General features: G+C 45.4%; 15 protein-coding genes. 10 read left to right on the plus strand and 5 right to left on the minus strand.

The annotated features are described in order from the left end of the window. Positions 1-50 precede the first annotated feature (50 nt). The 3 genes from AC6RV6_RS08565 to AC6RV6_RS08575 all read right to left on the minus strand — a co-directional run bounded on the left by AC6RV6_RS08565 (position 51) and on the right by AC6RV6_RS08575 (position 2,562). Positions 51-203, minus strand: coding sequence for a CAB/ELIP/HLIP family chlorophyll-binding protein (locus AC6RV6_RS08565; RefSeq protein WP_500240425.1), 153 nt, complete (start codon positions 201-203; stop codon positions 51-53). A 149-nt stretch (positions 204-352) separates the two neighbouring features. Beyond that, complete coding sequence (locus AC6RV6_RS08570; RefSeq protein WP_500240426.1) at positions 353-1,396, minus strand: hypothetical protein; 1,044 nt, start codon at positions 1,394-1,396, stop codon at positions 353-355. Continuing rightward, positions 1,369-2,562, minus strand: a complete 1,194-nt coding sequence (locus AC6RV6_RS08575; RefSeq protein ID WP_500240427.1) for an SBBP repeat-containing protein — start codon at positions 2,560-2,562, stop codon at positions 1,369-1,371. Before AC6RV6_RS08575 ends, AC6RV6_RS08570 begins: the two co-directional genes overlap by 28 nt. A gap of 90 nt (positions 2,563-2,652) precedes the next feature. Here AC6RV6_RS08575 and AC6RV6_RS08580 point away from each other — a divergent pair, with 90 nt between their 5' ends. The 10 genes from AC6RV6_RS08580 to uvrA all read left to right on the plus strand — a co-directional run bounded on the left by AC6RV6_RS08580 (position 2,653) and on the right by uvrA (position 22,349). Further along, positions 2,653-2,907: a DUF3146 family protein gene (locus AC6RV6_RS08580; RefSeq protein ID WP_500240566.1), complete on the plus strand. Its 255-nt coding sequence runs from the start codon at positions 2,653-2,655 to the stop codon at positions 2,905-2,907. A 75-nt stretch (positions 2,908-2,982) separates the two neighbouring features. Beyond that, positions 2,983-6,939 carry a PAS domain S-box protein gene (locus tag AC6RV6_RS08585; protein ID WP_500240428.1) on the plus strand — a complete coding sequence of 1,319 codons (3,957 nt, stop codon included), beginning with the start codon at positions 2,983-2,985 and terminating at the stop codon, positions 6,937-6,939. A gap of 29 nt (positions 6,940-6,968) precedes the next feature. Next, positions 6,969-7,922: an ATP-binding response regulator gene (locus tag AC6RV6_RS08590; RefSeq protein ID WP_500240429.1), complete on the plus strand. Its 954-nt coding sequence runs from the start codon at positions 6,969-6,971 to the stop codon at positions 7,920-7,922. Positions 7,923-8,172: 250 nt separating this feature from the next. Further along, on the plus strand, positions 8,173-10,113 hold the full coding sequence (locus AC6RV6_RS08595) for a GGDEF domain-containing response regulator (protein WP_500240430.1): 1,941 nt from the start codon (positions 8,173-8,175) through the stop codon (positions 10,111-10,113). A 215-nt stretch (positions 10,114-10,328) separates the two neighbouring features. Then, entirely contained in the window at positions 10,329-11,747 is a 1,419-nt protein-coding gene (locus AC6RV6_RS08600) for an adenylate/guanylate cyclase domain-containing protein (RefSeq protein ID WP_500240431.1), read from the plus strand. 63 nt (positions 11,748-11,810) lie between these two features. Continuing rightward, positions 11,811-13,856, plus strand: a complete 2,046-nt coding sequence (locus tag AC6RV6_RS08605; RefSeq protein ID WP_500240432.1) for a PAS domain-containing sensor histidine kinase — start codon at positions 11,811-11,813, stop codon at positions 13,854-13,856. Positions 13,857-13,889: 33 nt separating this feature from the next. After that, positions 13,890-15,035, plus strand: coding sequence for an FIST signal transduction protein (locus AC6RV6_RS08610; protein WP_500240433.1), 1,146 nt, complete (start codon positions 13,890-13,892; stop codon positions 15,033-15,035). Positions 15,036-15,173: 138 nt separating this feature from the next. Beyond that, a complete protein-coding gene (locus AC6RV6_RS08615) occupies positions 15,174-15,665 on the plus strand; it encodes a GAF domain-containing protein (protein ID WP_500240434.1) in 492 nt (163 codons plus the stop codon). A gap of 350 nt (positions 15,666-16,015) precedes the next feature. Then, positions 16,016-19,303 (plus strand): sensor domain-containing protein, encoded by a 3,288-nt coding sequence (locus AC6RV6_RS08620; RefSeq protein ID WP_500240435.1) that lies wholly within the window; start codon positions 16,016-16,018, stop codon positions 19,301-19,303. A gap of 142 nt (positions 19,304-19,445) precedes the next feature. Then, positions 19,446-22,349, plus strand: a complete 2,904-nt coding sequence (uvrA, locus tag AC6RV6_RS08625) for an excinuclease ABC subunit UvrA (protein ID WP_500240436.1) — start codon at positions 19,446-19,448, stop codon at positions 22,347-22,349. Between the two features lie 195 nt (positions 22,350-22,544). Here uvrA and AC6RV6_RS08630 read toward each other — a convergent pair whose 3' ends face one another. Both AC6RV6_RS08630 and AC6RV6_RS08635 read right to left on the minus strand, forming a co-directional pair. Then, the gene (locus AC6RV6_RS08630; RefSeq protein ID WP_500240437.1) at positions 22,545-22,796 is read right to left on the minus strand and encodes a hypothetical protein; all 252 of its coding nucleotides are present in this window, start codon (positions 22,794-22,796) and stop codon (positions 22,545-22,547) included. A 37-nt stretch (positions 22,797-22,833) separates the two neighbouring features. Then, positions 22,834-23,661, minus strand: a complete 828-nt coding sequence (locus AC6RV6_RS08635; RefSeq protein ID WP_500240438.1) for a caspase family protein — start codon at positions 23,659-23,661, stop codon at positions 22,834-22,836. Positions 23,662-24,074: the final 413 nt, after the last annotated feature.

Below are 24,074 nucleotides of genomic sequence, written 5' to 3' on the forward strand. Positions count from 1 at the left end.
GAACTACTTAAGAATCTCCCTCCTTTAGCGAAGCGGAGGAGGGGGAGAAGTCAAATGAGTCCGAAGAAGTGGAGAACCCCTTGTCCGGTAATCAATTCGACGGCGATCGCTGCAGCAAAACCAATCATGGCAAAGCGACCATTCAAGTTTTCTGCTTTTTCGGTAAAGCCAAATTTAGCGGTGGAGTTTTCTTGAGCGTTCATTGTTTTTCGAGATAGAGAGAGAAAGATAATTACAGAAGCTTTTGTCAAGCCCTACACAATCAATGTAACAAAAATTTACAAAAATGACAAGGCGATCGCAAATTTAAGGACATGCCTTCTTATCCTTTGGTTTGCACAAGCAAGAAAATTCAGGCTTTGTCACTCATTTGTGCGAGGAGGCGATCGCAGATCATCCAGCGTTCCGAGCCTCGTTTAATCCACTGATGCTTACTCTCATCGTAATCGCGCTGCTGTTCGATCGCGCGTTTGAGACGCTGCTTTTGTTGGGGAGGGAGACGGGGAATCATCTCTTCTGCGACCCGCAAAGCGCTCATTTGCTCGAAAGCCGAATCCGGCGACGCGATCGCTGCCAAAACCGGGGAAAAATAAGCCTCAATTTCTTGCATTTTTGCCAAACAAGACAAGCCCACCAAACGCCGCCCTTGATGCTGGGACTGTAAGTGAGATACAATCTCAGACTCCGATAAATCCGCCGCATTGACCAGCGATCGCATTCCCCCTCCCACCGCCTCAAACAAGAAATTCCGCCGCGTTCCCGAGGGATAGTCCTCCTGTAGCATTTGATAGCGATCGGCCAATTTAACCAAATCCTGTCGCGCTCGTTCCGTGGGGACGCGATCGCTGCACTCCTCGGCTAATTGTTCGCGGATTTCTCGCAATTGACCCTGTTGGCGATAAGGGGCAATTTCCTCGGCATCTTCTAAGACCACCTTAAACGCCCCCAATACCTCATCGCGCGTTTCCGGGGCAATTGCCTGTAAAATCCCTTCCAGTCCTCCTGTGCTAAATCCTCCCGTGGGGGTCTCAATACGCCCTCCCACCAACGCCAATAACTTAATCCCAGCAGGAATCCACACCGCCGCTAACAAAAGAACTGTCGCATTTTTCACCCCAAAATTAAAGATAAATCCTTCTCCATCTGTCCAACCCACCTGAAATAAACTTAAAAACGCCAACAATAATATCGGTTTTAACCAAACCGAAGGCAAGCGCAACAGCGATCGCAATAATTGCGCGATCGTCTCGAGTTTAACTGGGGAAGGAACGCGATCGGACATAAAAAGCAGGAATTGGGAATTGGGAATCGGGAATTGGGAATGGAAAAGAACAAAACAAAAATTTGCTTTTTCTCTATCCTGATAGTTTAAGACTGTACTAGCTTGGCCAGCCACGCATCGTAGTGTCCGGCGTTTTCCCCTTCCATTGCATCATCGGTATAGCCGGTAATATAGATATTGCCGCGAGCATCTAAAGCGATCGCATTGCAACCATCTTCCCCAGAAGTCCCGATCTGTTTAATCCAATGTTGCTTGCCATCCATATCGTATTTTGCCACCCAAGCATCGGACTCTCCTGCATTTTCGCCCTCCATTGCCCCAAACGTAAAACCTGTCAGATAGACATTCCCTTCGCGATCGATCGCAACTCCAGTCGATTCCTCATCATCTTGGCTACCCAGTTGTTTGACCCATTGTTGAGTTCCTTCTGCATTATACTTAGCCACCCAAGCATCATTGCCCCCCGCATTTTCTGCACCCATTGTTCCCTCTGTATAGCCAGAAACATAAATATTGCCCCGATCGTCGATCGCAATATCATTGCATCCTGTTTCCTCTGCATTGCCCAAAGGCACAATCCATTTTTGAATACCTTCACCACTATAGCGAGCGATCCAAGCATGAGACATTTCTCCGCGCCCTGCAATGGGCATAGAGGTATTGCCCGCCACGTAAACATTAATATATGTCCGTCCCGTATGGGAGCTAACCTCTTCCCCAAGTGCTAAAGTTGTCGCCGCTTCTTCGTGATATTTCCCCAAAGGAGTCCACCACAACTGCACTCCCATCCCATCATATTTTGCCAACCATGCTTCCCAGTCACCTTCTTCCGGGACGGTATAACCCGTAATATAGAGATTGCCTTTGCGATCGACCCCGATACTATTGGGGATTTGCGGATGGATTTCCGTGAGAGGTTTGAGCCATTCTTGCCGACCTTCAGAACTGTATTTTGCGAGCCACGTCCTCGCAATTTGACTTTCACTATTATCGAAACTGTAGGTATAGCCCAAAATATAAACGCTATCATCTGGCGCGATCGCGACACCATTCGACTCATCTTCTCCCACCGTTCCCAACTGCTGTACCCAAAGCTGTTGGCCTTCAGGGTTATACTTCGCAATCCAAGCATCATTGCCTCCCTGATTCTCTCCCGACAGGGCACCAGACGTATAACCTGTCACATAAATATTACCTACCGAGTCCACAGCAAGATCGTAAGCATCATCTTCTCCAGCCGTTCCCAACTGTTGGATCCATTCAACCGTTGCGTTACTCATAATTCAGTTCTCTTTAGAATTTTGCTTAGAATGAATTCTATTATTTCATCGATCGCCATTCAATTGATAATCGATCGTCGTTCATTATTCATGAGTTTTCCAGAAACCACCGCTTACGTCCGCATTACCCAACAATCATGGCAACAGGGACGCATCGCAGGAGAAGTCCAAGCTGCCGATTACGAATGGCACTTTCAATGGCACTTTCGTCAGGGTAAATTGCTCGTGCGCCCTTCTTTAGGACGTGCCCTCATTCTCGAACCCCTCAACCGTTTTCTAGAACGGTGTGACTATCAACTCGAACCAGGAGGCGATTATCAATTTACTGTGAGAGCAAAATTGTAACGAGTGACTGAAATCATTTTCGCTTTTCACAAAAAAATCCACCACAATAGAAAAAAGGTCATACTTGGAGGGTTAATGGAAGGAGATACACGACAGGTTTTGCTGATGTCTAACAATGCCGAAGATTATCAGCAATTGCAAAACTTATTCGATCGCCTCCCTCAATTTGAGTTGCACTGGCAGCAAACCCTTTCATTTCCAGTCGATCGCAACTGGGATGCCTGTATTCTGAGCGATCGCTGGCTGGAAAGCTTTCCAGCTTGTCCCGTTATTCTCTTGGTCGATATTCCCGAAACCGGAATTGCCGCCCGAGGGAGGGGAATTACCGATTATTGGTTGCGAGAAGAATTGACCCTCGCCTTTGTCGATCGCGCCTTGCGATCGCTCCTCGAACTTCACTATCTGCGACAGGAAAACCAAACCCTTACCGAAGAACTCGGCAAAAGCCAACGCATTGAAGGGGCTTTTCGCCAAAGCGAAGCCAGACTTCTCGAACTCATCTCGATCGCCTCCGATGGCATTCTCATTATCGATCGCCAAGGCCTCATTCGTTTTGCCAACCCCGTTGCGGCCAAACTTTTCAACCGTTCTCTTGATGAATTAATGGGGAGTGAATTCGGCCAGCCGATGATAACCGGAGAAAACATAGAACTGAATCTATTGCGTACCGATTGTCAATTGGGAATTGGGGAAATGAGAGTCACGGAAACGGAATGGCAGTCCGAACCCGTCTATATGGTTGCCCTGCGGGATATTACCGAACGGCGAGATGCAGAAAGTGCCTTGAGAGAAAGTGAAGAACGCTTTCAGCAAATGGCTGACAATATTCAAGATGTCTTTTGGCTGGCCTCCCCCCAACTCGATCGCTGGTTTTACGTCAGTCCCGCCTACGATCGCATCTGGGGACAGTCCCGCGATCGCCTCGATATCGAGGCAGATTCTTGGTTGGACGCGATCCATCCCGACGATCGAGATATCGCCCGCAATCTGCTCAAAAACGGGCCAAACCGTCCGTCGAATTCCTGTGAATACCGCTTGCAACGACCCGACGGCGAAATCTGTTGGATTTGCGCCAGAATTTTCCCCATTTACAATGAAGAAGGCGAAATTATTCGCATTGCTGGAGTTTGGGAAGAAATTACCCAACGCAAACAAGCAGAAATTGCCCTCGAAGCCTCGCGATCGCGCTTGGCTGGAATTTTAGAAATTGCCGACGATGCCATTATTTCCATCAATCTTCAGCAAAATATCACCCTTTTTAATCACGGCGCAGAGAAAATTTTTGGGTATAAAAGCGAGGAAGTTTTAGGACAATCTTTGAGCTTTCTCTTGCCCGATCGCTCGATGGATTTACATCAACAATACGTGGCTCAATTTTCCCACAGTTCCGGCAAGGCGAGAAAAACGGGAAAGCGAAGCACAATTCTCGGTCGCCGCAAAAATGGGGAGGAATTTCCCGCCGAAGCCTCTATTTCCATGTTGGAAATAGACGGCGAGAAGATTTTGACGACGATTTTGCGAGATGTTAGCGATCGCCGACAAGCGGAAGAACGATTGCAAAGAAGTCAGCATTTTATTCAGAGGGTGGCCGATGCTAGCCCCAGCCTGCTTTATATTTACAATCTGGTTGAAAATCGCAATGTTTATTTGAATGGCGATTGTAGCGTTCTGGGCTACTCCCGGGAAGAAATTATCCAGATGGGCGATCGCTTTTTGTTCCGTCTCTTTCATCCCGAGGATATCAAAGGACTCCCCCAACACCTGCAACGCTTACAGCACGCAAAAGATGGCGATGCGATCAAAACCGAATATCGCATTCGTCATAAAAATGGCCAGTGGCGTTGGCTTTACAGCCGCGATATTGTTTTTTCTCGTTCTCCAGACGGTCAACCCCGAGAAATTATCGGCGTTGCTGTTGATATCAGCGATCGCAAGGAAGCCGAAGCGCAGCTCAAAGAATATCGCGAACGTCTCGAAGAATTAGTGACTCAGCGTACGGACGAACTGCTCGCGACGAACCAAAAATTGCAACAAGAAATCCAAGAACGAAAACAAGCACAAGCGGCTCTTTATTTTCAAGCACGCTTACTCGATATGGTCGATCATGCCATTATCGCAACGGATCTCGTGGGAACGATTACCTATTGGAATCGAGGAGCCGAGATGCTTTACGGCTGGTTAGTAACAGAGGTGATGGGACGCAATATCATGGATATTACTCCCTCTCATACCAATCGAGAACGGACTGCGGCAATCATGGACTCTCTCTCCCGAGGCGAAAGTTGGTGTGGAGAATTTATGGTTCAACGGCGAGATGGTAGAGAATTTCCCGCGATCGTGATGGATTCTCCCGTTTATAACAAAACCGGAGAATTAATCGGGATTGTGGGCATTTCCTTCGATAACAGCGAACGCAAACAAGCTGAAGCCGCTTTGCGGAAAGCCAATGCAGAATTAGGCATTACCGTCGAACAGAAAACCCGAGATTTAGGAGGGGCGATCGAGAAACTCCAACAAGAAATCGTCAAGCGCAAACTCGCTGAAATTGAATTGCAAGAAAGTGAAGAACGCTTTCGCGTTGTCTTGCAAACGTCTCCGGTGATGGTTTTTCACCAAGATATCGACCTGCGTTACACTTGGATTTATAACACTCTCGATCCTTTCAAACCTGAAGATTTTCTCGGTAAGTGCGATGAAGATCTCTTCGACTCGGAAACTGCACAACACCTCGATCGCATTAAACGCGGAGTCCTCGAAAGCGGTCAGGGAACTCGCGTGGAAACATCAGTATTGTACGAGGATAAAGTTCTCTATTACGACATAACCCTAGAGCCTTTACGCTTTCGTTCCGGACGCATCATCGGTTTAACCGGAGCCGCGATCGAGATTACCGATCGCAAGGAAGCTGAAGAAGCTCTCAAGCAGCAAATGGAACGAGAGCGGTTGTTAGGACAAATCGCCCGTCACGTCCGACAATCCTTGCAACTTGACGATATTCTCAATACCACCACTCGAGAAGTTCGGCAACTCCTGCAAAGCGATCGCGTTCTCATTTTCCGCTATTATCCCGACGATAAAGGCATTATTACTCACGAATCCGTTCGGGAAGGACAAGAATGCCTTTTCGGTCTGGAAATTCACGAGGAAGTTCTCCATCGCAATTGCTATGAAAATTATTATCAGGGTAAAGCCCGCATTCTCTCTCTCCTTGACGATGATGAGATACCAGATTGCCTGCGAGAATATTTACAAGCCTTGGGGGTCAAATCTTCTTTGCTCGTTCCCATTCTCCAACAAAGCGATCTCTGGGGGTTGCTGATCGTTCACCAATGTCAAACCGTGCGCCAGTGGCAGCCTTGGGAAATTACGTTACTCGAACAATTGGCCGTACAGGTGGCGATCGCCATCCAACAAGCTGAATTGTATCGCCAACTCTCCGAGAAATTAGACCAAGAAAAGCAAGTTCAACTGCAATTACAACAAGCCAAAGAAACTGCTGACACCGCCAACCATGCCAAAAGCGAATTTTTAGCCAATATGAGCCACGAACTTCGCACCCCTCTCAATGCCATTCTCGGTTTTACGCAAATTATGGCGCGATCGCCTCTTTTGCCTCCCGACGAACAAGAATATTTAGAAATTATCAGCCGTTCGGGAGAACATTTGCTCTCACTCATTAACGATATTTTAGATTTATCGAAAATTGAAGCCGGGCGCATTTCCTTCGATCGCGAAGGATTCGATTTATTTGAATTCCTCGACAATCTGCAATCGATGTTACAACTCAAGGCCGAATTGAAGGGATTGTCTTTAGAATTTCATCGGTCTGCGGATCTGCCCCAATTTATCCAAAGCGATCGCAAAAAGTTGCGCTCGACTCTCATCAATTTAGTGGGGAATGCCATTAAATTTACCGAACGCGGCAGGGTCAAGATATCCGTCACCAGTCACCAGTCACCAGTCACCAGTCACCAGTCACCAGTCACCAGTCATCAGTCACCAGTCATCAGTCACCAGTTAATCAACCGATAACGATACGATTTGAAATTGAAGATACGGGAGTGGGGATTGCACCCGAAGAACTCGAGACTTTATTTGATGCTTTCGTGCAAACCAATTCTCGTCAAAAAGCGATGGAAGGGACGGGGTTGGGTTTAACCATCAGTCGTCATTTTGTCCGCTTGATGGGCGGCGATATTGAAGTGAGCAGTACCCTCGGACAAGGCTCGACTTTTGCCTTTTCGATCGCGACTCCCGCGATCGATGCACGGGAAATTTCAGCGAGTCCGAGCGATCGCCGCATTATCGGCCTCGAATCTGGGGAAACGATTTATCGCCTTCTTATTGTTGAGGATCGCTGGACGAATCGCAGATTATTGCGGGAATTGCTGGCGGCGATCGGCTTTACCCTTCGCGAAGCGACCAACGGACGAGAAGCGATCGCCCTATGGCAAGAATGGCGGCCGCATTTAATTCTTATGGATATGCAAATGCCCGTTATGGATGGTTACGCAGCCACGCAAGTAATTCGCCAGCAAGAAGAGAAAATGAGGACAGGGGAAATTGAGGGAGAACATCATCATTTAGTATCCATCTTTCCCAAGACTCCTATCATTGCACTGACTGCTAGTGCGTTCGAGTCGCAACGCCCTTCTATTTTAGCGGCGGGGTGCGACGATCTGGTTGTTAAACCTTTCTCGGAAAATGACCTGCTCGAGAAAATTTCTGCTCATCTGGGAGTGCGCTATCGCTATGAAATGATTCCCGAATCCGCATTCCCTTCCTTGGCTGCTCCACCCGTGCAGCTAACTCCCGAAGACCTCCAAACTCTTCCTCGAGAAGTGCGATCGCAACTCCATGAATTAGCACTCTGCGCTCGCGGGCGACAATTACGCGAGCGGATTGAGGAATTCCCTCAAGATGATGCCGACTTGGGGCGATCGCTTCTCTATCTCGTCGATAATCTTCATTTTGAACGCATCCTCGAATTAATCGAACTGGCACAAGGAGATTGAACTTAATTCTCAATATTATGAAGAAATCTTGCAAATTCTTAGCCTTTGCCTGTAAATAAATGGCAAATTTGTTAACAAAGTTGTAGAAGGTTGAAGCCGTTAGCTGATATGAAATTTCAACTTTATATCGATTCGATATTTTACTTTACGATTCCCCAATTAAAAGTGGATAATTAAACAGTAACCGATCGCTTGAGGAGAAGAGAAAGTAAACGTCGCTCACCTTTTATTTCTTTCTTTTCTTGTTAACATGGCCAGTCATGTCGAATTTACAATCAAAGGGGATATTTTAGTCGTTGACGATATTCCAGAAAATGTACGCTTATTGTTTGAAATGCTGGTCAAACAAGGGTACGAAGTTCGGCAAACGATTACGGGAAAGCAGGCTTTGCAAGCCATTCGCCACGATCCGCCGGATTTAATTCTCCTTGATGTCATGATGCCAGAAATGGACGGCTATCAAGTTTGTCAACGCCTGAAAGCCGACCCGAAAACCCGAGGCATTCCCGTTATTTTCCTCAGCGCCAAACACGACGCGCCCGCACGGGTTCGCGCCTTTCAAGTCGGCGGTGCGGACTACATTCACAAGCCCTTTCAGGTCGAAGAAGTGTTAGCGCGAGTCGAACATCAACTCACTTTGGTTCGACAACAAAAACAGCTTCGATCGCAAAATACTCGCTTACAACAAGAAATTGAAGAACGGAAAAAAGTCGAGACTGCTTTAAAAAATCAACAGGAATTTTTGCGCCTCGCGATCGATGCCAATCCCAATTTAATCTATGTCAAAGATGAACAAGGAAAGTTTACCCTTGCCAATCGTTCTTTGGCCGAACTGTATGATACAACCGTCGAAAATTTACTGGGAAAAACCGAGACTGATTTCAATCGCGATCGCCCCCAAACTCCACACAATTCACCTAAAAGTCTAGAAGCGATCGATATTCATGATAATACGACTTTAACAACTCAAACCTTTGCTGCCGAGCCGATCTTCGATCGCAAAACTGGAGAAATACGCTGGTTTCAAACCACGAAAACGCCTTTTGCTTCTCCCGACGGGAAAACCTTGGTGTTGGGGGTCTCCGTCGATATTACCGAACGCCAGCAAGCTGAACTTTCTCTCTGGCGACAGGCAGAACGAGAGCGCCTTTTGCGAACCATTGCTCAACGCATCCGCCAATCCTTAGAGGTTGATGAAATTCTCCAGCAAACGGTCAAGGAAATCCAGCAATTTTTACAAGCCGATCGCGTTTCGATTTGTCGTCGAGAGAGCGATCGCTCCTATCAGATCGTAGTAGAGTCGGTTTCCACGGAATGGCCTTCTCTCAAAGGGGTGACGATTGAGGATGAATGGCTCGTGCAAATCGCTCGAGAGTGGGAAGATAACGGCCAATTTCCCTCCTGTACCAGTGCGACGGCACACAATATTTCCCCAGCTTTAAAAGATTTTCTGCACGCATGGCAAGTTTGCTCTCAATGTATCGTACCGATTTTTAAAAGCTACCTCCCTAAAGTTCCTCTTGTTCATACACTTTGGGGGGCGATTGTCGTTCATCACTGTCGTTCTCCGCGAGAATGGCAGGAAGGAGAATTGGAAATCCTTTCTTCTCTAGCGGTTCAAGTTGCGATCGCGGTACAGCAAGGAGAATTGTTGGCTAAATTTGAGGCGGCCAACCGCGAGTTAAAAAATTTAGCGAATTTAGATGGGCTGACGGGACTGGCCAACCGACGGCGATTTGACGAAATCTTGCAAAAAGAATGGCAGCGAATGCAACGCGATCTCGCTCCCCTCTCCTTGATTTTAGCCGATATCGATTTTTTCAAGCGCTACAATGACACCTACGGCCACCAGCATGGAGATGAATGTTTAAAGGCCGTCGCTCGGGCTATTCGGGGTTGTAGCAAGCGATCGTCGGATATTGCCGCTCGCTATGGAGGAGAAGAATTTGCAGTGATTCTCCCCAATACACCCCTTGAAGGTGCTGTCCAAATCGCCCGTCAGATTCAAGAACGGGTGCAAGGGTTACAGATCGAGCATTCTCAATCGTCGATTCATCCCTATCTGACGATTTCATTGGGTGCAGCCAGTCAGTTTCCTCATCAGCAAGCGACTTTAGACGATCTCATCGGTGCGGCAGATGCGGCACTATACCGCGCCAAGGCCTCCGGACGCGATCGGGTAGAGTTTTAACAGTTATCAGTTATCAGTTATCAGTTATCAGTCACCAGTCACCAGTCACCAGTTATCAGTTATCAGTCACCAGTTATCAAGGAATGAGAATATGAGGAAATGAGGAACGATATCCACCATAAAATAAATAGAGGTACAATTCCTGAAATGAGGGTGCATTCGCGGAGAAAAGAGGAAAGGTATTGCCAATGACCAATTTCCATTACCGATAACTAATGCCAGCTTTAAACCGAAATGATAGCTTACAAGCCTTTTTTGAGCTTTGCCCGGATTTACTGTGCATTCGCGATCGCAATGGTTATTTTCGGGATTTGAATGAGGTATGGACGCAAGTTGTGGGTTGGAGTTTGGCGGAGTTGCGATCGCGACCTTGGCTGGATTTCGTTCATCCCGATGATGTCGAGATGACTTGGGAATTAGAGCAGCAAAATGAGCAAAAGCCCGATAATCTGCCTCAGCAATACAAACATCGCTTTCTCTGTCAAAATGGCGGCTATCGCTGGCTGAAATGGCGCTGGTCTCCTCCTCGCGATGGGATCTGCTACGGTATCGCCCGAGATGTGACGGAAACGCGGTGGCAGGGATCGGATAGTTATCGCAACACCGTCCGAGAAGCTGTTAAATTACGCGATCGCGCCATTGAAGCGAGTACCGTTGGCATTGTTATCGCCGATGCCCGCCTGCCGGACATGCCTTTAATTTACGTTAACCCTGCATTTGAGCGCATCACGGGCTATACTGCTGAGGATGTTTTGGGAACGAATTGCCGCTTTCTCCAAGGACAAGAAACCCAACAACCCGCTCTCAATGACCTCCGGACTGCCATTAAAGCCGGAGAATCCTGCACCGTTACCCTGCGGAACTATCGTAAAGATGGCCGGTGCTTTTGGAATGAACTCACTATTTCTCCGATTTACGACGATCTTGAGGTTCTCACTCATTTTGTTGGCATACAAAGTGATGTTAGCGATCGCATCCAAGCCGAACAAGCTTTGCGTCAAGAAAAGCATAAATCCGATCGCCTCCTCCTCAATATTCTTCCGGAAACCATTGCCAACCAACTTAAAGAGGCACGCGGGACTCTGGCCGAACAATACCCTCATGCTGCCATTCTCTTTGCCGATCTGGTGGGATTTACCCCCTTATCTGCCCAAATGCAGCCGTTAGAATTAGTCAGCATTCTCAACGATATTTTTTCCCGCTTCGATCGCCTGGCCGAAAAACACCAAGTTGAAAAGATTAAAACCATCGGCGATGCTTATTTGGCAGCAGGAGGTTTACCCGTACCGAAGGAAGACGGACTGGAAGCCATTGCAGAGATGGCTTTGGACATGCAAACCGCGATCGCAGATTTTTCGCTTTCTACGGGAAAACTTTTTCAACTCCGTATTGGCATCGATACGGGTATGGTTGTTGCGGGAGTCATTGGCATTAAAAAATTTATCTACGATCTTTGGGGCGATACCGTCAACACCGCCTCTCGGATGGAATCCCACGGACAACCGGGCAAAATACAGTTGACAGATCGAGCGGCTCGAGTGTTACAAAAAAAGTATATTTTAGAAAAGCGGGGCATAGTATCTATCAAAGGCAAAGGCGAAATGACAACCTATTGGTTAATTGGTAAAAAATAATATGCTGATTAATAATCAATAATCGTTCATTCTGTTGATACTTGCTCGTTGCTCATTGAAAAGATGCACCGATTATTAAAACGTCAGCTAAAACGATATCTCGGCATTGTTAATATAGAGGAAATTCCTTCTCATTTAGAGAAATTTATACAAGCGATCGACAATGCTTACGAACAATCCGATACAGACCGCCTTCTGCTCGAGCGCAGTATGGAATTAAGTTCTCAAGAACTCCTTGAAGTGAATACGCAAATGCGGGCAGCTATTCCCGATCTCTTTTTGCGTCTCGAGCGCGATGGCACAATTTTAGACTATAAACCCGGTCACACGAATGATGATGTTTATGTCCCGCTTATCGAACCCATCGGTAAATATTTGCAAGATTTTCTCCCGGAAAAAGTCGCTCACAGATTTGAGTCAGCCCTCGATTGTATTCATAAAGACCAAACTATTATTAGCCTCGAACATTCTTTAATCCTCGATCGAGAAAAATATTACTATGAAGTCCGATTATTTCGCCTGACCAACAACCAAGCGATCGCGATCGTTCGCAATATTACCAGTCGCAAACAAGCCGAACAAGCACTCAAAAAGGCTAAAGAAGAAGCTGATGCTGCTAATGTGGCCAAAAGTCAATTTCTGGCAAAAATGAGTCATGAACTTCGCACTCCTCTCAATGCTATTCTTGGTTTCAGCCAACTCATGACGCGAGATGATGCTTTGAGTCGCGAACAGAAAGAACATCTCAATATTATCAACCATAGTGGCGAACATTTACTCGCTTTAATTAATGATATTTTAGACCTATCCAAAATTGAAGCCGGACGCACGATATTAGGAGAAAATGTTTTCGATCTCCTCGAACTTCTCAATAGTATTTCCTCTCTATTGCAAATTAAAGCTGCAACAAAGGGATTGAAATTAATTTTTAACCTCGATCCTGAATTACCGCGATCGATCGAAGCCGATGAAGGAAAATTGCGTCAAGTACTCATTAATTTGTTAGGGAATGCAATTAAATTTACATCCCAAGGAGGCGTGACGCTACGAGTCAGACAATCTCCTCGCTGGCCAATGAACAGCGAACAGCGAACAGTTAAAAATGAACAGTCACTAATCCAGCAATCAATCACTAATTTAACTTTTGAAATTAGTGATAGTGGAATTGGGATTCCTCCAGAAGAAATTAAGGAACTGTTTCAACCTTTCGTGCAAAGTAAAATTAATCGCAGTTTTCAAGAAGGGACAGGATTGGGATTGCCCATTAGCAAACAATTTGTAGAACTGATGGGAGGAAAAATTGACCTTTACAGTGTTGTTGGAGAAGGAACGACTTTTGTGATTAATCTTCCGGTAAAACTCGTCTCAGAGGAATATCTCCCAACAGCGATTGAAACCAAACGCGCGATCGCGATCGCTCCCGATCAACCTCTATACCGTTTACTCGTGGTTGAAGATCGACCCGAAAATAGTCAACTTCTCGCCAAACTTCTGATGTCGGTTGGGTTTCAAGTTCGCACTGCTGAGAATGGCCAAGAAGGTATAAAAATTTGGGAAGAATGGCAGCCTCATTTTATTTGGATGGATATGGAAATGCCTGTCATGAATGGATATGATGCTACAAAAATTATTCGTAAAAAAGAGAAAGAAAGGCACGGTAAAAACCCAGAGAAAAATGTTCCTATTGTCGCTATTACTGCCAGTGCTTTTGAAGAAGATCGAGATATTGTCATCGCCGTAGGATGCAATGATTTTGTCCGCAAGCCATTTAAAGAGGCTATTATTTTTGATAAAATGGCTCAATATATGGGAGTGCATTATATTTATGAAAACGCGATCGTCAATGGAAAACTACAAGAATCCATCGGTAGCGATCTCGCTGAGGAACAGAAACAAAGCCTTGCCAAAGAACTTAAAAAATTACCGATAGACTGGGTTAATGCCATCTACCAAGCCGCCCTAGAAGCCGACATTGAGATTGTTGAAATATTGCTTGCAGAAATTGCCAATTCTTCATTGCAGATCGTGCAAACTTTTAGCGACTGGGCAAATAATTTTCAGCTTGAAAATATCGTCGAGCTTGTAGAATTTATTAATCGCGATCTCTGACCCACTATCTGCGAATAACTAAGAGGTTAAAACATGAAAATCGAACAAACGCGCTGGAGTGAAGAAAAAGGATGGGAACCCAATTCCCTTGAAGTCTCTCGCTGGGGAAAAACCGTCCAACTGGTTCTTGTTTTTGGCGATCGCTTGCTTCTCCTCCGAGCAGAACTCCTCGAGGTGATAAAAAATGCTTATCCTAATGCTTATTTACTCGGTTGTTCGACGGCTGGGGAAATTTACGATACCGAAGTTTCCGATGCAACCCTAACAATCGCGGCGATTGAATTTGAACGCACGCAAATTAAAAGCGCTTGCGTTAATATTCGCGAGGCTGGGAATAGTTTTGAGGTGGGGCAAAAGCTATCACGATCGCTTGCTCCAGAAAACTTAGTTCACGTCTTTCTACTTTCTGAAGGCATTAAGATTAACGGCAGCGATTTAGTTCGCGGCATTGCACAAAATTTGCCCCAAGGAGTCACTGTAACGGGAGGATTATCGGGAGATGGCGCAAACTTTCAAGAAACATCAGTACTCTGGCAGAATCGCCCTCATACCGATGTTGTTGTCGCTTTAGGGTTTTACGGACAGCATTTAAAAGTGGGTTACGGTTCTTGGGGAGGATGGGATCCATTTGGCCCCGAACGAGTTGTCACTCATTCTGAGGGGAATATTCTTTATAAATTAGATGGAAAATCAGCCTTGGGACTCTACAAACACTATTTAGGAGAATTTGCCAAGGAGTTACCTGCAAGCGGTCTGTTATTCCCGCTCAGTTTACGAATTGAATCGGAAGATATGCCAGTCGTTCGGACAATTTTGGGCGTTGATGAAGCCAAACAAACCTTAATTTTTGCTGGAGATATTCCGGAAGGAGGAACGGTGCGTTTGATGAAAGCTAATTTCGATCGCTTGGTTGATGGGGCGATCGAGGCCGCAGAAAAAAGCTATGTTGCTAATGGTTCGATCGCTCCCGATCTCGCCATTTTAATCAGTTGCGTGGGGCGAAAATTAGTTCTCAAACAACGTATTGAAGAAGAAGTTGAAGGCGTTCGAGATGTAATGGGAGATAAAACTATTCTGACGGGATTTTATTCCTATGGAGAAATCTCGCCCTTTGAAGAAGGAGTGCGCTGCGAATTACACAACCAAACGATGACCATTACAACTTTACGAGAAGAGTGAAAGCCGATTGCGATCGCATTCCCCAAAGCTCTCCCGAATTAATCTCTATTTAAGGATTTTGACGGATTTGCAACGCACTCTACTTCCTTTCTTCCGATATCATAGAATGCGATAGCCCGTACTAGAGGGGTGAAAATTATGCCCGATCCCGGATTGCGGAAACTCGCTTCGCAACTCTCCGACAAACTCAAAAAAGATCGACTTTTACAAGACACTGTTACTCAACTTCGCCGTTGCTTGGATTGCGATCGCGTAATTCTCTATTATTTTTATCGAGAATGGCAGGGTCAAGTTACCTTTGAGTCCTTAAAAGCACCAGAATTCTCGATTTTTGGCAGTACTGGAGCGGATGATTGTTTTAATGACGAATATGCCTTCCTCTATCAGCAAGGTCGCACCCGAGCGATCGCAGATATCGAAACCGAACCTCTCCATCCCTGTCACCAAACCTTCCTCCGCAGCTTGCACATCCGCGCCAATCTTGTCGTTCCGATTTTAACACCTCGCCTGTGGGGATTACTTATTGCTCACGATTGTACTCAGCCTCGTTCTTGGTTAACAGAGGATATCGAAACTATGAAAAATTCAGCCCGCAAACTCGCTCTTTTTCCCACAATTTGCGAGAAATAATTGTTTGTTGTAACTTTTGTTTTCGTTTTGTAAAATAATTTAAAGAGAATCTAAGAAGAGTAAAGTATAAGCGAACACAATAATTGTGGTAGAATTAGCAATGTCCTTATGAAATAAGAGAAACAGAGGAATTGAATGGGATGTCGCCAGCATTGGGGTCGGCGAGATCGGACAGTTTATTAGTTATCGATCGCCGATTATCGCGTTTATCACTTGAGTTAAAGTCACTCCACGCTTGATGGAAGGGGTCGATCGTGGGTCGAAAGTTCTCAACCTACACCAGATAACTGTTCGCTGTGTGGAGATGCTCGACGAGATCGGACAAAAGTTATTTCAGGATTTAAAGACAGATGAATTGCGATCGCAGCACAATCCCCAAGGCAAAAATTTGGCTGGTGGAGAATACCCAAGCCTCATTTCCCGATTTAGAGTCTCGACTCGAGAAACGAGGATATAAAGTGAAGCGCGTATCCTCAACAACCTATTTTCATCTCGACGAGAGCAGCGATCGTCCGGACTATATCCTGTGCGGGCAACCGATCGAGGGGAATTTAGCCTGTCAAAAATGCAAGTCTTGGCAATCCTCCGATCGCGCCACTACCATCCCTGTTTTATGCTTGCGGGATACCTTACAAAATCCAACTAGCGATTGGCAAGAAACCACCGCACCTCAAATCTCTCCCTCTCTTTGGGACATTGTCCTCGATTGGTTAGAACGAGAAAACAACAAAATGCCATCCTCTCAACCCCATCGCGATCGCCAAACTCACCTCGAAGCAGAAAATCAACAATTGCGGCGAGAACTCCAACACAGCCAACAAGCAGAAGAACGGTTATTGCGAGAGCGCACTCATTTATTAGAAGCCCAAAACGTAGCTCGGGCAGGGAGTTGGGAATTTGACGCGATATCGAGAACGATGGTTTGGTCAGAAGAAGCCTTTCGCATTTTCGGCCTCGCTCCCCAACAATCTCCCCCCACCTACGCTCACTTTCTCGCCAGCCTTCATCCCGAAGACCGAGAGCGCTTTCAAACCCTGCGAGAGCGAACGATTGCCCTCGGTCAGTCTGGAGAAATCGAACTGAGAATTGTGCGCTCGTTTGGGGAAATTCGCTATATTTTTCTGAAAATCCAGCCGATCTTAAATTCCGCAGGACAACTGCTGCGTTGGGTAGGAACCGTGATGGACATCAGCGATCGCAAAGAGGTCGAACGAGAACGGGATCTCTTTTTTACTTTCTCCCCCGATCTGCTCTGCATTGCCGATTTTTCGGGAAATTTTAAACGCTTGAGTCCTTCTTGGGAAAAAGTTCTCGGCTATTCTCTCGATGAATTGCTGGCGACCCCCTTCCTCGACTTCATTCACCCCGATGACCGAGAAATCACGCAAAAAATTTACGCCAAGATTTTAGCTGGAGAATCAATTCGCGATTTCACCAATCGCTATCGCGGGAAAAATGGGGGCTATCATTGGTTGGAATGGACGGCAATTCCTTTTCAGCAAGGAAGTTCCATCTATGCGATCGCGCGGGACATCAGCGATCGCATTATGGCCGAACAAGCCTTAAAACTGAGCGAGGCACAATACAAACGCTTAATTGACAGTTCCCCAGATTTGATCTATGCGTTTAGCGATCGCCGAGGAGGGATTTACTATTCCCCCAGTATCGAATCGATTTTAGGGTATTCTCTCCCCTATCTCTACGCCCATCCTCAGTTATGGTGGGACTCCCTTCACCCCGAAGATCGCTCGCGAGTCGAAACGGCGATCTCCGACTGTTTCCAAGGTCAAGACTTTGAGATGGAATATCGCATTCGCGATGTTGAGGGAAATTTACACTGGCTGTACGATCGCTCCATTGGCCGGCGCAAGGAAGGAGAAGAAATTATTATTGAAGGATTGGCGATCGATATTAGCGATCGCAAACAAGCTGAAGCCGAACTGCATCAGAGCAAAACCCGCCTTCATACCATCGTTCGCAACACCTCCTATGGCATCTTGCTAGTGGATCGCCAAGGAATCGTCCGCTTTGCCAACTCCGCCGCCCTCGTCCTCTTTAACCGCAAATCAGAAGACCTCATGAACCGGGAATTTGGCATTCCCATTGCCGTTGACGAACGCATCGCCGAGCTCAACCTCCTGCAAGCCAACGGTCAAACGAGTACCGTAGAAATGAGGGTTTCGGCGCTGGAATGGGAAGGAGAACAAGTTTATATGATTTCTTTGCAGGACATTACCGATCGCAAGCTGGTGGAGGAACAATTGCGCCATCGTGCTTTTTATGATGCCCTCACAGAACTTCCCAATCGCATTTTATTCGTCGAACGTCTCGATCGAGCCCTCCTGCGGACTCGCAAGAATCCGAATTATCAGTTTGCTGTTTTATTTTTGGATTTGGATCGCTCCAAAATCGTCAATGATAGTTTGGGTCACATTCTGGGGGATAAATTACTGATCGCGATCGCTCGCCTCCTCGAAACCTTAATTACGCCGAGGGATATTGTCGCCCGTTTCGGCGGCGATGAATTTACGATTTTACTTGAAGATATTGGCGGGTTGCAGCAAGCAACTCGCTTAGCAGAAGACATTGGCACGGCGTTGCAATCTCCGTTTCTCTTAGACGGTCACGAAGTGTTTACCACCGCCAGTATTGGGATTGCCCTCTCCTCCCCGGAATATTGGCAGCCCGAGGAATTGTTACGCAATGCAGACTTAGCTATGTATCAAGCTAAAGCTAAAGGACGGGCGCGATATGAAATCTTTAATCGCAGCCTGCACGATCTGGCCGTACAACGCTTGCAAGTGGAGCAGGATTTGCGTCGCGCCTTGTCTGAGGAAGAATTTCTCGTTTTCTATCAACCGATTGTGAATTTGCGCTCGGGACGGCTACAAGGATTTGAAGCCTTAATTCGCTGGCAGCATCCCCAGCGAGGTTGGATTGCCCCAGATGAGTTCATCCCCATTGCCGAAGAAACGGGATTGATTGTCGCGATCGGCGAATGGGTATTGCGAGAAGCCTGTCGTCAAAAGGCGCAATGGCAAAAGCAATTTCCCCTCGATCGCGGGTTGAGCATTAGCGTTAATCTTTCCGGGCAGCAACTGAAAGATCCGGAGTTTGTCGGCAAACTCGATCGCATTTTGGCGGAAACAGGACTTCCGGGCAGTAGTTTAAAACTGGAACTGACTGAAAGTATGTTAATGAAAGATGTCGATGCGATCGTGCTGCGGTTGTCTCAATTGCGAAGGCGAGCCATTCAACTCAGTATCGATGACTTTGGTACGGGCTATTCTTCTTTGAGTTACCTACAGCGTTTTCCCGTCAATACTTTAAAAATCGATCGCTCGTTTATTCACCGGATGTGCGAAAAAAGCGACAATTTAAATATTGTGGAAACGATCGTCACTTTGGCCCATCAATTGGGAATGGACGCGATCGCGGAAGGCATCGAAACGAAAGAGCAATTGGAACAATTACATCGTTTGGGGTGTGAAGCCGGCCAGGGTTATTTGTTTGCCCCGCCGTTAACACCAGAAGAGGCAGAATTGGCCATCGCTTCGCCGAGTTTATTTGTGGCTTCGGGTTATGGTTATCTTCTTTCCCTGCACAATTGGTCATTGGAAACCTCTCAATCTCCGTGAGGCGATCGCATTATCCCACAAAAATCAGAGGATACAGCAAGGTCTAATTCGAGGCAGCAACGCGATCGAACTTTGTTAATTGATGGGAACAAATGGACTTGAACAGCGCTAGAATTGTTAAGGTCTCCTGCAAGCCGTCCTCATGTCCCTAACTCTCGATCTGTCCGATCGCTTACCCAGCCTCGAAAACGAACCCGACTCGCGCAACACCATTCGCATTCGGGGAGCCAGACAGCATAATCTGAAAAATATCGATTTGGATTTACCTCGCGATCGCTTGATTGTCTTCACGGGAGTATCGGGATCTGGGAAATCTTCCCTTGCTTTCGATACCATCTTCGCCGAAGGACAGCGACGCTATGTGGAGTCCCTCAGTGCTTATGCGCGACAGTTTTTGGGACAATTGGACAAACCCGACGTAGATGCGATCGAGGGGTTGAGTCCCGCCATTTCTATCGACCAAAAATCCACTTCTCACAACCCGCGTTCTACTGTCGGCACTGTTACCGAAATTTACGACTATTTGCGACTGTTATTCGGACGGGCGGGAGAACCTCACTGTCCTCACTGCGATCGCAATATTGCCCCGCAAACCATTGATGAAATGTGCGATCGCGTCATGGAACTTCCTGATCGCACCCGTTTCCAAATTCTGTCCCCCGTGGTTCGTGGCAAAAAAGGAACGCATAAAAAACTGATCTCCGGTCTTGCTTCCGAAGGATTTGTGCGCGTGAGAATCAATGGAGAAATTAGAGAGTTAACCGATGCGATCGAATTGAAGAAAAATCAGACTCACAATATTGAGATTGTTATCGATCGCCTGATTAAAAAGTCCGATCTGCAAGAACGCCTTGCCGATTCTCTCTCGACCTGTCTCAAGCGTTCTGAAGGTACGGCAATTATTGCCCTACAACCGCAAAATGAGTCGGAAAAACCCCAAGAAATTGTATTTTCGGAAAATTTTGCCTGTCCGGAACACGGTGCGGTCATGGACGAGCTTTCCCCGCGTATGTTCTCCTTTAACTCTCCTTACGGTGCTTGTTCTCACTGTCACGGTATCGGCAGTATGAGAACTTTTTCTCCCGAACTGGTTATTCCCGATCCTTCGCAACCCCTCTATAGTGCGATCGCGCCTTGGTCGGATAAAGATAATTCTTACTATCTCTCCCTTCTCTATGGGATTGGACAGGCATATGGTTTTGAATTGCAAACCCCGTGGCATAAATTAACGCAAAAACAGCAAAATATTCTCCTTCATGGTTGCGAAGAACCCATATTAATTGAAGCAGAAAACAATCGTGAGGGCGGTTACTATCGTAAATTTTCGGGAATTGTCAATAACTTAGAACGTAACTATCAAGATACTAATTCAGAAGCGGTCAAACAAAAACTCGAGCAGTATATCGTTTTTCAAACCTGCGAAACTTGTCAAGGAAAGCGCCTCAAACCCGAATCTCTTTCAGTCCGTTTGGGACAGTATAATATTGATAATTTAACCAGCGTTCCTATTCACGAATCCTTAGAAAGAATTAATGCTTTAAACTTAACTCAACGTCAAGCAATCATTGGAGAATTGGCACTCAAAGAAATTAGAGAGCGCTTGCAATTTCTTCTCGATGTCGGCTTAAATTATTTAACCCTCGATCGCGCTGCGATGACCCTATCGGGAGGAGAAGCGCAACGCATTCGCCTCGCCACGCAAATCGGGGCGGGATTAACGGGAGTATTATACGTTTTAGACGAACCCAGTATCGGCTTGCATCAACGGGATAACGATCGCCTTTTAAAAACTCTGAAAAAATTGCGAGATTTGGGTAATACTTTAATTGTTGTGGAACATGACGAAGATACTATTCGTAATGCCGATTATTTAGTCGATATCGGTCCGAAAGCCGGACTTCATGGGGGAGAAATTGTTTGTCAGGGGGACTTTCAAACCTTACTAGAAAATGAGCGATCGCTGACGGGAGCGTATTTATCGGGACGCAAAGCGATCGCAACTCCAGAAGAACGCAGAAAAGGCAATGGACGCTCTCTCATTCTCAAAAATTGTCATCATAATAACCTGCAAAATATTGATGTTACGATTCCTCTAGGAAAGTTAGTTTGTATTACTGGGGTTTCCGGTTCTGGGAAATCCACTTTACTCAATGAACTCCTGTATCCGGCGCTTAAACACAAGCTCTTTAAAAAAGTACCTTTTCCCAGCAATTTAGATTCTTTGAAAGGTATTAATGCTATCGATAAAGTTATTGTTATCGACCAATCTCCTATCGGTCGCACGCCGCGATCGAATCCCGCAACTTATACGGGAATTTTTGATGGCATCCGCGCTATTTTTACAGAAACAGTAGAAGCGAAAGCACGGGGTTATAAGCAAGGAAGATTTTCTTTTAATGTCAAAGGAGGGCGCTGCGAAGCCTGTAGCGGACAAGGGGTAAATACTATCGAAATGAACTTTCTTCCAGACGTTTACGTCCAGTGCGATATTTGTAAAGGCGAGCGCTACAATCGAGAAACATTACAAGTTAAATATAAAGGATATTCCATCGCTGATGTTTTAAATATGAGCGTTGAAGAAGCCTTAGAAGTTTTTCAAAATATCCCTCGGGCGGCCAATCGTTTACGAACTTTAGTCGATGTTGGTTTGGGTTATGTAAAATTAGGTCAACCCGCGCCAACTTTATCAGGAGGAGAGGCACAACGAGTAAAACTAGCCTCAGAATTATCTCGTCGCGCAACAGGGAAAACCTTATATTTAATTGACGAACCGACAACGGGTTTATCGTTTTATGATGTGCATCATTTATTAAATGTTTTGCAACGTTTGGTGGATAAAGGCAATTCTATTTTAGTCATCGAACATAATTTAGATGTTTTGCGCTGTGCGGATTGGATTATCGATTTGGGGCCCGAAGGAGGAAATAAAGGAGGCGAAATTATTGCAGAAGGAACCCCAGAAACTGTGGCAGAATGCGAAAGTTCTTACACGGGACTCTATTTAAAACAAGTTCTAAAACAGCATTCTGTCTCGGCGATCGCCTAAATATTACAGGGAAAATAGAATCCAATGGCAACGGTAGCAGAATACAAACGAGCGATCGCGGCATGACAATGGGAAGAATTGCGATCGCTACCTACACGTAGCAGCCAGTAACAAGAAAGCCTCAAACCAGCAATAATGATTACCTATAATTCGAGATTCGAGTTCTTTATTGCTGGCTGCTATACTTTTGAAGTTCTACTCACTTTCATAGCTACATGAAACTTTTGTTTTACCTGTCTTAGTATTATAACTAGCCTTGCATGAAAATTCTGCCCTTGGCATATGTTCAGGAGGAGGATTAACTGCATTTCGAGTTAGTTTGTAAACTGTTACAAAAGAATTTGCTCCCTCTGTTTTGAAGAAATCAAGTAGCTCTCCATCCGTCATTGTTTCTAATTCATTGCTACGAATTTCAAGCTCGAATGTGTACCTAGATTGTTCAGACATAATTTTACCTCACTAAAGTAAGACTTAAGACATCTAATTAAATGGTGAAAATTGATTGTCTTATAAACTCCTCATTTTGATATCCAAATTGTTCATAATTAGGTGTTTGTATGGGCGGCATAATAGAAACTATTGATTTACAAAAATCATAGTAGTTACCTTTATAAGTACCATTATTCCAAATGTGCTTGAGTGCAGATGTGAATCTCCCATTCTTCACTCCATCAGCAGCAAATTGATTATCTTGACACGCTGATAAAGAAATTATGCTAGCTAAAATTGGCAAATGATGACCTCTAAAAGTTATCCATTGATTAGCATCATATAAGTCTTGATCATTCAAATAGCTATTCAGTGCTATATCTGCTGGCAAGCTACGACTAACCAAAGACTCATTTATTGTATATCCTGAAGTTAAGGATTCTGAATCTAGTCCTTCCCTTGCTATTGAGCCACTACGACAACTATCTGAGATAACAACGATGCGAACACCTTTTTCAAAATAAGACCACAATTGATACAATTCATCGTCAAGCAACATTTGGTTATATAAAACCCAAGTTTCATCCATTTCATCTGACTCATCTCCAGATATATCTTTTATTTGCGATCCATGCCCTGCATAGGTAACTAGAAATATATCACCTTGCTTAAGTATTGTTGATGCTAAACTTATTTGCTTAATAACATTCAGATAAGTTGCTTCTTTTGTTAAGAGCAATGTTGCTTGATAACCTAAATCATCTACGATTGATTTCATATCATTGGCATCATTTTCACATGACTTCAAATTTCCTGACCATCCATTGTAACATTTAGAGTCAACCTTATTTAGTCCAATATGAAGTGATAAACCTTTAGGCATGGCTTTTTCCTCACATGAATAATGTATTCTCTTGCTTGACATATTACTATAATATCAATCTAATAAGGTCATAATTCTAATTCAACATTATTCGTTACAAAAGACAAGAAAAGTTTACTAAGAGCAAAGTGATAAATCTGGCTATATTTAAAAACCCAAAATAAAAAACAATAATATTGTTTAAATATCAAATTTAAAAAGCTGTGGTACTAAGTGTAACAGCCAGTAATAACAGAGGCTCAAACCAGCACGATCCTTCCTTTTGAGCCAGCATTATTTGCACTAGACTGAGCCTTTGAACCATAATGTGGGTCGAAAAATGCCTTGTTTGCAGGTCGCTACACCCACAAGTATTGCTTGCAACAGAATTACTGGGAAGTCTGAGCTAAGTTGGAAAAGGCAAAAAATGATGA

It is taken from the genome of Spirulina sp. LEGE 11439, from assembly GCF_059821285.1.